11 protein-coding genes are annotated in these 11,273 nt (G+C 67.7%); 2 read left to right on the forward strand and 9 right to left on the reverse strand.

Going from position 1 to position 11,273, the window contains the following annotated elements:
- Positions 1 to 16 precede the first annotated feature (16 nt).
- The 4 genes from ACIPRS_RS07700 to rluD form a co-directional block, all read right to left on the reverse strand.
- The gene (locus ACIPRS_RS07700; RefSeq protein WP_446538128.1) at positions 17 to 433 is read right to left on the reverse strand and encodes a thiol-disulfide oxidoreductase DCC family protein; all 417 of its coding nucleotides are present in this window, start codon (positions 431 to 433) and stop codon (positions 17 to 19) included.
- Between the two features lie 219 nt (positions 434 to 652).
- Complete coding sequence (locus ACIPRS_RS07705) at positions 653 to 1,192, reverse strand: DUF4166 domain-containing protein (RefSeq protein WP_446538129.1); 540 nt, start codon at positions 1,190 to 1,192, stop codon at positions 653 to 655.
- Positions 1,177 to 1,947 carry a peptidoglycan editing factor PgeF gene (gene pgeF, locus ACIPRS_RS07710; RefSeq protein WP_446538130.1) on the reverse strand — a complete coding sequence of 257 codons (771 nt, stop codon included), beginning with the start codon at positions 1,945 to 1,947 and terminating at the stop codon, positions 1,177 to 1,179. The genes ACIPRS_RS07705 and pgeF overlap by 16 nt, the downstream gene beginning before the upstream one ends.
- Positions 1,944 to 2,918 (reverse strand): 23S rRNA pseudouridine(1911/1915/1917) synthase RluD, encoded by a 975-nt coding sequence (gene rluD / locus ACIPRS_RS07715; protein ID WP_446538131.1) that lies wholly within the window; start codon positions 2,916 to 2,918, stop codon positions 1,944 to 1,946. The genes pgeF and rluD overlap by 4 nt, the downstream gene beginning before the upstream one ends.
- 117 nt (positions 2,919 to 3,035) lie before the next feature.
- On the opposite strand from rluD, the gene ACIPRS_RS07720 reads away from it, so the two are divergent.
- On the forward strand, positions 3,036 to 3,923 hold the full coding sequence (locus tag ACIPRS_RS07720) for an outer membrane protein assembly factor BamD (protein ID WP_192202008.1): 888 nt from the start codon (positions 3,036 to 3,038) through the stop codon (positions 3,921 to 3,923).
- Between the two features lie 108 nt (positions 3,924 to 4,031).
- Here ACIPRS_RS07720 and ACIPRS_RS07725 read toward each other — a convergent pair whose 3' ends face one another.
- The 5 genes from ACIPRS_RS07725 to sucC all read right to left on the reverse strand — a co-directional run bounded on the left by ACIPRS_RS07725 (position 4,032) and on the right by sucC (position 9,384).
- Positions 4,032 to 4,919 (reverse strand): vitamin K epoxide reductase family protein, encoded by an 888-nt coding sequence (locus ACIPRS_RS07725; protein WP_446538132.1) that lies wholly within the window; start codon positions 4,917 to 4,919, stop codon positions 4,032 to 4,034.
- Between the two features lie 12 nt (positions 4,920 to 4,931).
- The gene (locus tag ACIPRS_RS07730; RefSeq protein WP_446538133.1) at positions 4,932 to 6,569 is read right to left on the reverse strand and encodes an NAD+ synthase; all 1,638 of its coding nucleotides are present in this window, start codon (positions 6,567 to 6,569) and stop codon (positions 4,932 to 4,934) included.
- Positions 6,566 to 6,997 (reverse strand): endonuclease domain-containing protein, encoded by a 432-nt coding sequence (locus tag ACIPRS_RS07735; RefSeq protein ID WP_446538134.1) that lies wholly within the window; start codon positions 6,995 to 6,997, stop codon positions 6,566 to 6,568. The genes ACIPRS_RS07730 and ACIPRS_RS07735 overlap by 4 nt, the downstream gene beginning before the upstream one ends.
- 317 nt (positions 6,998 to 7,314) lie before the next feature.
- Positions 7,315 to 8,190: a succinate--CoA ligase subunit alpha gene (gene sucD / locus ACIPRS_RS07740; RefSeq protein WP_142125725.1), complete on the reverse strand. Its 876-nt coding sequence runs from the start codon at positions 8,188 to 8,190 to the stop codon at positions 7,315 to 7,317.
- Positions 8,191 to 8,214: 24 nt separating this feature from the next.
- The gene (gene sucC, locus ACIPRS_RS07745; RefSeq protein ID WP_446538135.1) at positions 8,215 to 9,384 is read right to left on the reverse strand and encodes an ADP-forming succinate--CoA ligase subunit beta; all 1,170 of its coding nucleotides are present in this window, start codon (positions 9,382 to 9,384) and stop codon (positions 8,215 to 8,217) included.
- 212 nt (positions 9,385 to 9,596) lie between these two features.
- On the opposite strand from sucC, the gene ACIPRS_RS07750 reads away from it, so the two are divergent.
- Positions 9,597 to 11,219: a sensor histidine kinase gene (locus ACIPRS_RS07750; protein WP_446538136.1), complete on the forward strand. Its 1,623-nt coding sequence runs from the start codon at positions 9,597 to 9,599 to the stop codon at positions 11,217 to 11,219.
- The last annotated feature ends 54 nt before the right edge of the window (positions 11,220 to 11,273 follow it).

Below are 11,273 nucleotides of genomic sequence, written 5' to 3' on the forward strand. Positions count from 1 at the left end.
GCGGCTGAAGCCGCTCCTACAGGAAGCGCGCCCGCTCCTCCTCCGTCGGCACCCGGCATGCCGTCATCCCGAACCACCGGTACCGGTGTCGCGCGATCCAGCGGTATAGCGGATCGCGCACACCACGCGGCACCAGGGCGATCACCAGGGCAAGCCGCCACGCACCGCCCAATCCCATCAGCACGCGACGGATCGCATCGCTGTCGGTCCATGCGCGATGACCATCGACCAGCAGGAACGACGCAGGATCGTCGGGATCCAGCCCATGCCCTGCCAGCAGCGCGCGCCCTGCGCCCGACTGCATGGCGGCGAAGCGATAACGTCCCACGCGATCATGCTTCAGCAGGAAGTGTACCCATCCATTGCACAGCACGCAGATGCCGTCGAAGACGATGATGGGGCCTTGTGCAGCGGAGGGGTCGTTTGGGGTCATTCCACCTCTCCGTGACGCTTGAGGGCTCCCCTCTCCCCGCATGCGGGGGGAGAGTGCCAACGACGAGTGAGGGGCGAACGGAGTCCGCCATCCGTCGGCCCACTGCGCTGATGCAACAGGCGATGCACGGACATACGCTCGTCTTGCGAGCGACGAAAAGCGCCCCTCATCCGCCCTCCGGGCACCTTCTCCCCCGCGCGCGGGGAGAAGGAAGGCCCATCACGCGTCGCGGACATCGAGCCACCCGCGGTAGTGCACCAACAATCCGGTGAACGGCAACGACGCCCAGACGTCGAACCGGTAGCGATCATCCTCGCCGAACTCTCGTGCGCCCACGCCCGTGAACCAACGCGCCGGCAACGACACGCCGAACACACTCACCCGAACGACGCGCCATGCGATGGCGTGGTCCACGACCTCCAGTCGGAAGCCGAACGTCGCCAGGCCCAGCCGCTCGCACAGCACCTCACCGTCGCGCCACAGGCGCGAGGGCATCGCACGCCCGCCGATGAAGCGCGTCCAACGCTCGGTGTCAGGCGATGCCTCGATCTCCACGCATAGCGGGCCGGCGCCAGGCGGCGGAAGATGGGTGGCCGCGGCGATCAGCCGTGACAGCCATCGACCGCCGCGCTCGACCTCGACGCCACCCCGATATCGATTCACGCCCTGCGCCATGTGCAACGCGCGCACCGGCGCCGGCAGCCCTTCGAACGCCGGCCCCAGCACCTGCGCGAACAACGACCTTACGGCTGCATCCATGCCAGCGTGGCGATGCGGCCGCTGCGGCCATCGCGGCGGTGCGAGAAGAAGCGCGCGGGCTCGCTGATCGTGCAGAGATCGCCGCCGTGGATGTCCGCAGGCGTTACGCCATGCGCGGCCAGCCGTCGGCGTGCCAGCGCCGGCAGATCGGCCAGCCAATGGTTCTCGCGTGTCGGCACGAAGCAGGCTTCGGCATCCGCATCGTGTGCGACGAACACGTCGAAGACGTCCTTGCCCACTTCATACCGCCGCGGCCCCGCAGCCGGACCTATCCACGCCATCACCTCCGCCGCCGGCGTCGTCATCGCGTCCAGCGCGGTTTCCAGCACCCCTTTCGACAGGCCGGGCCAGCCGGCATGCGCGGCCGCGATCTCGCGACCGTCCTTCGCGGCGAACACCACCGGCAGGCAGTCGGCGGTGAGGATGGCCAGTACCACGCCGGGGGTCGCCGTCACCAGCGCGTCGGCCACCGGTTCGTCGGCATCCGGATCGGCAGGCGCATCCACACGCAGCACGTCGATGCCATGCACCTGCTTCAGCCAGTGCGGCACCGACGGCAGGCCGGCGAGTTCGACCAGTTGCGCGCGATTGCGCGCCACCGTGGCCGGGTCATCGCCATCGGCTGCGTAGCGGTTGCCGAGGTTGAAGGTGTCGAACGGTGCCGCCGAGCATCCCGCGCCATGACGCAAGGTGGTGAAGGCATGCACGCCGGGAGGCGCGGGCCAGCCGGCGGATACGACCGGCGCGCGGTTCATCCGCGCTGCGCCTTGCTGTCCGCGCGCAGGACCGCCAGCAGCGCCACCATGTCGGCCGGTACCGGCGCGGTGACGCGGACCGGTTCACCGGTGGCGGGGTGGGCGAACTCCAGGGTCTCGGCATGCAGCGCCTGTCGCCGGAAGCTGCGCAACACGGCGATCAGTTCCTCGCTGGCGCCCTTGGGCAAACGCAGCGGCCCGCCGTACAGCGGATCACCGATGATCGGGTACTTGATGTGCGCCATGTGCACGCGGATCTGGTGCGTGCGGCCCGTTTCCAGCCGGCACTCCAGCGCGGTGTGCGCGCGGAAGCGTTCGCGCAGGCGGTAGTGGGTGACCGCATCGCGGCCATCCTCGCGCACCGCCATCTTCAGCCGGTCGCGCGGGTGGCGGTCGATCGGCGCATTCGCCGTGCCGCCGGAGACCATCGCCCCGACCACCACGGCCAGGTACTGGCGGTGCACGTCGCGCGAGGCCAACTGCGCCACCAGCGAGGTATGCGCCGGCACGGTGCGTGCGACCACCATGACGCCGGAGGTGTCCTTGTCCAGCCGGTGCACGATCCCGGCGCGCGGCAGCGCCGACAGCGACGGGTCGCGGAACAGCAGCGCGTTGACCAGGGTGCCGGTGGGGTTGCCCGCACCGGGATGCACCACCAGCCCGGCAGGCTTGTCCAGCACGAACACATGCTCGTCCTCGTACAGCACGTGCAGCGGGATGTCTTCGGGCAGTGCGTGGGTCTGGGTGTCCAGTACCACGTCCAGGCTGGCGGTCTCGCCGCCGCGCACGGGGTCGCGCGGGCGCACCACCTGGCCGTCCAGCAGGGCGTTGCCGGACTTGATCCACTCGGTCAGGCGCGACCGGGAGAACTCGGGGAACAGCTCCGCCAGCGCGGCGTCGAAGCGCCGGCCGGCCGCGTTGGCGGGCACGATGGCGGTGCGGAGGCTGTCGGGGGAATCGGTATCGGTCATGCGGAAAGACATCCAGGGAGGCCATGCTCGGTCCGTATTGGCCGATTGTTCATGGCGAAGGCGGCGCCTAGGCTATCATCGACAGCCTGTTTCCCTGCCGCGGCCTGCCGCCAGCCCATGACCCAGCGTGCCCTTCCCCGCTCCACCCGCCGTTCCGCGCCCGCCCGTTTCGTCCTGCTGGCGCTGGTAATCGCCTTCGCCGGGACCGGCTGCGGCAAGATCTTCAAGAAGAAGGAAGCAGCGGAAAACCAGCCTGTCGAGGTGATGTACCAGGAAGCCCACCAGGCGATGATGAACAACAACTGGGACCGCGGCCTGCAGAACTTCCGCCGCCTGATCGCCCAGTATCCGTACGGCCCCTATACCGAACAGGCATTGATGGAATCGGCCTACGCCGAGTACAAGTCGGGCAAGCTGGACGATGCGGTCACCACCATCGACCGCTTCATCCGCACCTATCCGACCCATCGCAACGTCCCGTACATGTACTACCTGCGCGGGCTGGCCAACTCCAACCGCGACACGGTGTTCCTGCAGAAGGTCTGGCGCCTGGAAGCCAGCCGTCGCGACCTGGCCACGCCGATGCAGGGTTACAACGACCTCAACCGGGTCGCCGAGAACTACCCCAACAGCCGCTATGCCGCCGATGCGCGCCAGCGCATGAGCGTGCTGCGCAACCAGTTCGCCCTGCACGAGCTGGACACCGCGATCTACTACCTGCGCCGCGATGCGTGGGTGTCCGCCGCCAGCCGCGCCAAGTACCTGCTGGAAACCTACCCGCAGAGCAGCCACCAGAACGACGCCATCGCCGTGCTGGCCGAGGCCTACACCCAGCTGGGCAACGAAACCCTCGCCGCCGACGCCAAGCGCGTGCTGGAAATCAACGATCCGCAGCACCCCTGGCTGGCCGGCAAGTGGCCCGACTACCCGTGGATGGTACGTCGCCTGAACCCGTTCGGCGCCGAGAAGTCGATCAATACCGCCGACAGGCGCAACGACGACTGATCCAACCGGACACGGAAACGAAAAAGGGCCGCAAGGCCCTTTTTCATGTCCGGATGCCTGCGCGCCCTGCATGCGCAGGTGTTCCGGCACCGCCCGGAGCGCGGCGACTCACTCGTCGTCCGCAGCACCTTCCCAGTCGAAGCGCGTAAGCACCGCCAGCTGTTGCGGTTCGATCACGCCGTTGTGCTCGATGCCATCGATGACCCAGGTGGGGAACACGGTCACGCCCGCCGCCGCACAGGTAGCCGTCATCGGCGCGTTGCGCCCGCCGGGTGAGCATTCCACGTAGGGCAACTGCTCCGCCGCGTGCCCGAAATGGCGCTTCTGCCGGCTGCACTCCACGCACCACGAAGCACCGTAGAACTTCGCGCCATACGCGGACAGATGCTGCGCCAGCGCCTCCGCACGTCGACTCTCCGGACGCTGGTGCAGCAGCCCGCTCTGGTGCACATGCAGGACCGCGACCACCAGCAGCACCGGCAGTGCGTGGACGCCCCACCAGCGGCCCCAGGACTGGCCTGGCGCGGACGCAGGGCGACGCGCCTGCAGCCACGCGAACATCGCCACCAGCACCGCCAGCGATGCCAGGCAACCCACGCAGAAGGCATCCAGTACCCACGCACCGACCACCGTCAGGTAAACGCTGATCGCCAGCCCCAGCAGCACCAGCCGCCACTGCCGTTGCCAGCGCAGCAGCGGCGATGCCTTGCTCATCACGGATATCAGCCCGACCACCGCGTACAGGCCGAAGCCCCACAGCGCCATCGGCACGCCGAGCAGGGTCGACCAGCCGCTGCGCTGGATCGCATCGCAGCCGCCGTCGCTGGTGCAGAACGCCGAAGCCGAACCGCTGCCCGCCGTCCAGGCCAGGTAGCCGGTGATCAGCAGGCCCAGCGCCGCCAGTGCCAGCATCACCCGGTCCGGCGGTGTCGCGTGACGGGGTGCGGGGGATGCCGTGCGGTCGCGGTGCGGCGAGCGCTTCTTCTTCCTTGCCATGCCGTTTCCTTCCTACAACGCGTACTTGTTGGTGATCGGGTAGCGGCGTTCGCGACCGAAGGCCCGGCGCGACACCTTGGGGCCGGGCGCCGCCTGGTGGCGCTTCCACTCGTTGATGCGCACCAGTCGCAGCATGCGGTCCACGGTCGCTGCATCGAAGCCGGCAGCGACGATCTCGTCCCGCGACTGCTCCAGGTCCACGTAGCGGAACAGGATGGCGTCCAGCACATCGTACGGCGGCAACGAATCCTGGTCCTTCTGGTTCTCGCGCAGCTCCGCGGACGGCGGACGGTCGATCACGGCAGGCGGGATCACCGGCGCACCGCCCACGGTGTTGCGCCAGCGCGCCAGCGCGAACACCTCGGTCTTGTACAGGTCCTTGATCGGCGCATAGCCACCGCACATGTCGCCATAGATGGTGGCGTAGCCGACCGCGTATTCGCTCTTGTTGCCGGTGGTCAGCAGCAGGCCGCCGAACTTGTTGCTCAATGCCATCAGGATCACGCCGCGGCTGCGCGACTGCAGGTTCTCCTCGGTGGTGTCGGCGGGCGTGTCGCCGAACACCGGGCCGAGCGCTTCAAGGAACCCCTTGAACGGCGCCTCGATGGAGATCGCCTCCAGCTTCACGCCCATCGCCGCGCACTGCTCGGCGGCCAGGTCGTTCGACAGGCCGGCCGTGTAACGCGACGGCAACCGCACCGCGGTGACGTTCTCCGCGCCCAGCGCATCCACGGCCAGCGCCAGCACCAGCGCCGAATCGATGCCGCCGGACAGGCCCAGCCACACCTTCGAAAAGCCGTTCTTGCCGCAGTAGTCGCGGATGCCGCGCACGATGGCACGCCACGCCAGCGCATCGCGGCTCTCGTCGCCATCGTCCATCCAGACCACCGGACTGAACTTGCGCGTGGCCACGTCGAAATCGACCACCAGCCACTGGTCGGTGAATGCCGCCGCCGCAGGATGCACGGTGCCGTCGCCATCGGCGACCACGGAGGCCCCGTCGAACACCACCGCATCCTGTCCGCCCACCACGTTGAGGTAGGCCAGCGCCATGCCCGTCTCGCGCGTACGCTCGGCGATCAGTGCGTCGCGCTGCGCATGCTTGTCGCGGTCGAACGGCGAGGCATTCGGCACCAGCGTGAGCACCGCGCCGGCCTTCCCGGTTTCGGCCAATGGCTCGGGGAACCAGAGGTCTTCGCAGATGACCAGCCCCACCTGCGTGCCTTTCACCTCGAAGACACAGCTGCCACCGTCCGGATCGACATCGAAGTAGCGGCGCTCGTCGAACACCGCGTAATTGGGCAGTTCGCGCTTGCGGTAGGTCACCTCGACCGCGCCGTCGCGCAGCACGCTGGCCGCGTTGTAGACCACGCTGCCCGCACTCTGCGGCCAGCCGACCACGGCGACGATGCCGTGCGTGGTGGCAGCGATCTCCGTCAGTGCCGTCTCGCAGTCGGCCAGGAAGCGCGGCCGCAGCAGCAGGTCCTCCGGCGGATAGCCACTGATCGCGAGTTCGGGAAACAACACCACGTCGGCGCGGTATTCGTCGCGCGCCTCGGCGATCATGCGCTGGATGCTCGCCGTGTTCTGCGCGACGCCGCCGACCGGGAAGTCGAACTGCGCCATGGCGATGCGGAGGGTCTGGGTCATGTCGGCCTTCTGAAACTGCCCCTTCCCCCGTGCGCGGGGGAAGGCTGGGATGGGGGCGAGTGTCCGAGCCAACGGAGTATCAGCGCCCGGACACCTTCAAGATTCGCCATGACCTCATTATTCCAGAAGCGCAGGGTGCAGAACCCTTTCCCACGGAGAAACGCATCGCGCGCGCAGTCTGTCTCGGCGTCCATATGCTGTCCGCCATCCACCTCGACGACCAGTGCGCCTTCGAGGCACGCGAAATCGGTGATGTATGGGCCTATCGGAACCTGCCGACGGAAGCGGAAGCCTTCAAGTTGCCGACGACAGAGGATGCTCCAGAGCCGGCGTTCCGCGAGCGTCATGCCGCGCCGCAGTTCGCGCGCGCGGTTGCGTTTCTGTCCTTGTCGCAAGGTGCACGTCCTGTGCTTGGGCTTCGTGGCCATTTTGCCCCCATCCCAGCCTTCCCCCGCAAGCGGGGGAAGGGGCGGACCGCGCGCGGGATCGGGATCGGGATCGGGATCGGGATCGGGATCGGGGATCTTGGACCGGAACCTGGGATCTTGGACCGGAACCGGGAAACTTTGCGGGCCCCGGACAAGGCCCCCTCCTCCGCTTGCAGGGGAGGGTTGGGGTGGGGGCAACGAAGCCTGTGTCCCCACACTTGCCCGGAACAACCCGAACGTCACTCCCTTTCACCCGCCGCCCAGAAAGCAGAAAGCCGCCCGAAGGCGGCTTCCTGCGTGACGCGCGACAGCGAGGCTTACTTCACCAGCTTCGCGATCGCCGCGCCCAGGTCGCCCGGCGAGCGGACGGTGACCACGCCCGCGGCTTCCATCGCCGCGAACTTGCCTTCCGCCGTGCCCTTGCCGCCCGACGCGATCGCACCGGCGTGGCCCATGCGCTTGCCGGCCGGAGCCGACGCACCGGCGATGAAGCCGACGACCGGCTTCTTCACGTACTTGGCGATGTACTCGGCACCGGCTTCCTCGGCGTCGCCGCCGATCTCGCCGACCATGATGATGCCTTCGGTCTGCGGGTCTTCGTTGAACAGCTTCAGGCAGTCGACGAAGTTCAGGCCGTTGATCGGGTCGCCGCCGATGCCGATGCAGGTCGACTGGCCCAGGCCCACTTCGGTGGTCTGCTTGACCGCTTCATAGGTCAGCGTGCCGGAGCGCGACACGATGCCGATCTTGCCCGGCTTGTGGATGTGGCCCGGCATGATGCCGATCTTGCATTCGCCCGGGGTGATCACGCCGGGGCAGTTCGGCCCGATCAGCACGGTGTCCGGGTGCGAGCCCTTCAGCACGTTGTCCACGCGCAGCATGTCCAGCACCGGGATGCCCTCGGTGATGCAGACGATGACCTTGATGCCGGCCGCGGCCGCTTCAAGGATGGCGTCGGCCGCGAACGGCGGCGGGACGTAGATGACGGATGCATCGGCGCCGGTGCTCTTGACCGCATCGGCGACGGTGTCGAACACCGGCAGGTCGATGTGGGTGGTGCCGCCCTTGCCCGGGGTGACGCCGCCGACGACCTGGGTGCCGTACTCGATCATCTGGGTGGCATGGAAGGTGCCCTGCTGGCCGGTGAAGCCCTGCACGATCACCTTCGTGTTCTTGTTGATCAAAACGCTCATGGATAGTTCCTTCGGTGTCGTGGATCAGGCGGCAGCTTTGACGGCAGCGACGACCTTCTTGGCACCGTCGTTGATGTTGTCGGCCGGGATGATGGCCATGCCGCTGTCGCGCAGCAGCTGCTTGCCTTCTTCCACGTTGGTGCCTTCCAGGCGGACCACCACCGGCACCTTGACGCCCACTTCCTTCACCGCGGCGATGATGCCCTCGGCGATCATGTCGCAGCGGACGATGCCGCCGAAGATGTTGACGAAGATGCCTTCGACCTTGTCCGAGGACAGGATCAGCTTGAACGCTTCGATCACGCGCTGCTTGTTGGCGCCGCCGCCCACGTCGAGGAAGTTCGCCGGCTCGCCGCCGTTGAGCTTGATGACGTCCATGGTGGCCATGGCCAGGCCCGCGCCGTTGACCATGCAGCCGATGTTGCCGTCCATGGTCACGTAGTTGATGTCCATCTCCGAGGCCAGCACTTCGGTCTCGTCTTCCTGGCTCTTGTCGCGCATCGCGACCAGGTCCTTGTGGCGGAAGGCGGCGTTGTCGTCGCTGTTGAACTTGCCGTCCAGCGCGTACAGGTTGCCGTCGTCCAGGATCGCCAGCGGGTTGATCTCGACCAGCGCCAGGTCCTTCTCGTTGAAGATGCGGTACAGGTTGACCATGATGCTGGCGAACTGGCCCGCCTGCTTGGCGGTCAGGCCCATCTTGAAGCCGAATTCACGGCCCTGGTACGGCTGCACGCCTTCGACGAAGTCGACGTTGAGGCTGTGGATCTTGTCCGGCGTCTCGGCCGCGACCTGCTCGATCTCCACGCCGCCCTCGGACGAGGCGATGTAGGTGATGGTGCGGGTGCCGCGGTCGACCAGCACCGACAGGTACAGCTCCTTGACGATCTCGCCGGCGGTGGTCACCAGCACCAGGTTGACCGGCAGCTCGACGCCGGCGGTCTGGTAGGTGGCCATCTTGGTGCCCAGCATCTTGCCGGCGGCCGCCTTCACGTCATCGACGGTCTTGCAGAACTTGACGCCGCCGGCCTTGCCGCGGCCGCCCGCGTGGATCTGGGCCTTGACCATCCAGGGACCGTTGCCGAGGGACTGGGCGGCAGCCACTGCTTCGTCCGCCGTGGAGGCGACTTTGCCGGCCGGGACCGGGATGCCGTACTCGGCCAGCAGCTGCTTGGCCTGATATTCGTGGAAATTCATGCGTCACCGTGGGTAGGGAACAGAAGACATCGCCCACGGCCGGGGCCACGGGGGCGGCGGCGCGGGCGAGCCCCCTATTGTCGCCGACCGGGCCGGATGGCGCAAAACCCGGCACCTAAGCCTTTGGTGGAACAGGCGGAAACACGGTCCCGGCGCGCAGCCGGGGGCCAGCCTGCCTATACTGGCCGCCTCGTCACGGGGAAGTACGAGTCTTGCGTCAGGCCCAGTCGCTCCTGTCCCGCATCGAATCAGTACCGCGCCGCGAACTGTATTTCTTCGCGCTGTACCGCGTGCTGGAAGCGGGCATCCTGGCCGCACTGATGTTCAGCCCGCTGGGCGATGTGCTCGGCCAGCCCCGCCACGAAGACCTCGGCATGCTGGTGGCCATCGGCTACCTGGTGCTGGCACTGGTGCTGTTCTTCGTCGGTCGCAGCGTGCAGTGGCTGGTGTGGATCGTATTCGTCAGCGTCTGCCTGGACGTGCTTGTCGCCGGACTGATCACCCACGCCCTGCCTGGCGCCACGGCCGGCGTGGCGATGATGCTGCTGTTCAATGTGTCCGCAGCGGCCCTGCTGCTGCCGTCCACCCGGATGGCCCTGGTGGTGGCGCTGATCGCCATTGCCGCGCTGTTCGGCGAGTATTTCTTCACCCTGTTCCACGACCAGAACAGCAGCCGCTCGCTGGCCGAAGTCATCATGTTCGCGGTCAGTTACCTGGCCCTGGCCTACCTCGCCCACCAGGCCGGGCAGAAGGCGCGTGCCAGCCAGGCGCTGGCGGACAAGCGTGGCGAGGAAGTCGCCAACCTGTTCGAAGTCAACGAACTGATCATCCGGCGCATGCGGACCGGCGTGCTGGTGGTCGACGCCGACAACAACATCAAGCTGTCCAACGAGGCCGCCAGTCTGCTGCTCGGCGACGGCGGCGATGGCAAGGGCGTCGACGGGAAGGGGCTTTCGCTGCAGCACGCCGCACCCGAACTCGCCCGTCGCCTGCAGCGCTGGCGCAACGGCTGGCAGACCGACGAAACCCCGATGCAGTTCTCGCCGGACCAGCCGGAAGTGCAGCCCCGCTTCGCCCGCCTGCTGGCCGACAGCGACACCTCGTTGATCTTCTTGGACGATGCCACGGTGGTCTCGCGCAGGGCCGAATCCCTGACCCTGGCTGCGCTCGGCCGCTTTTCGGCCAGCCTGGCGCACGAGATCCGCAATCCGCTGGCCGCGATCAACTACGCCGTGCAGCTCCTGGAGGAATCCCAGCAGGTCAGCGACGGCGACCGCCGCCTGCTGCAGATCATCCACCAGCAGTGCCAACGCACGAATGGCATCGTCGAAAGCGTGCTGGGGCTGGCCCGCCGCGAGCGCGCCACGCCCGAGCACGTGGACCTCAACACCTTCGCGCGGCGTTTCGTGGACGAGTACCAGCAGACGCTCTCCATCGAGACCGACACGCTGGAAACCATCATCGGGGCCAAGCCGGTGCCTGCGCTGGTGGATTCACGCCACTTGCAGCAGGTGGTCACGGTTCTGGTGCAGAACGCGCTGAACTACGGGCGCCTGCCGGGGGAACCCGCGCGCATCCGCATCCGCGTGTTCAATGCCGATGGGCGCCCGACCATCGACGTGATGGACCGCGGCCCCGGCATCCCCGAGGCCGTGGCGGCGCAACTGTTCAGGCCGTTCTTCACCACGTCCGAGCATGGCACCGGCCTGGGGCTCTACATCGCCCGCGAGCTGTGCCGGGCCAACCAGGCCACGCTCGAATACGTCCCGGTGCCGGGCGGCGGCAGCTGTTTCCGCATCATCCTGCCCGGGCCGCACGCGTTGTTACCCGCGTAGGCACGGCTGGCCGCGCCGCCGGAATCCCCTGCAGGAGGCCCTTCATGCCCCGCC

It is taken from the genome of Pseudoxanthomonas sp. LARHCG66, assembly GCF_052871755.1.

Excerpts from the sequence above, each read along its gene's own strand:
- ACIPRS_RS07700 (WP_446538128.1), bottom strand. The coding sequence starts at position 433 with ATGACCCCAAACGACCCCTCCGCTGCACAAGGCCCCATCATCGTCTTC.
- ACIPRS_RS07705 (WP_446538129.1), bottom strand. The coding sequence starts at position 1,192 with ATGGATGCAGCCGTAAGGTCGTTGTTCGCGCAGGTGCTGGGGCCGGCG.
- pgeF (WP_446538130.1), bottom strand. The coding sequence starts at position 1,947 with ATGAACCGCGCGCCGGTCGTATCCGCCGGCTGGCCCGCGCCTCCCGGC.
- rluD (WP_446538131.1), bottom strand. The coding sequence starts at position 2,918 with ATGACCGATACCGATTCCCCCGACAGCCTCCGCACCGCCATCGTGCCC.
- ACIPRS_RS07720 (WP_192202008.1), top strand. The coding sequence starts at position 3,036 with ATGACCCAGCGTGCCCTTCCCCGCTCCACCCGCCGTTCCGCGCCCGCC.
- ACIPRS_RS07725 (WP_446538132.1), bottom strand. The coding sequence starts at position 4,919 with ATGGCAAGGAAGAAGAAGCGCTCGCCGCACCGCGACCGCACGGCATCC.
- ACIPRS_RS07730 (WP_446538133.1), bottom strand. The coding sequence starts at position 6,569 with ATGACCCAGACCCTCCGCATCGCCATGGCGCAGTTCGACTTCCCGGTC.
- ACIPRS_RS07735 (WP_446538134.1), bottom strand. The coding sequence starts at position 6,997 with ATGGCCACGAAGCCCAAGCACAGGACGTGCACCTTGCGACAAGGACAG.
- sucD (WP_142125725.1), bottom strand. The coding sequence starts at position 8,190 with ATGAGCGTTTTGATCAACAAGAACACGAAGGTGATCGTGCAGGGCTTC.
- sucC (WP_446538135.1), bottom strand. The coding sequence starts at position 9,384 with ATGAATTTCCACGAATATCAGGCCAAGCAGCTGCTGGCCGAGTACGGC.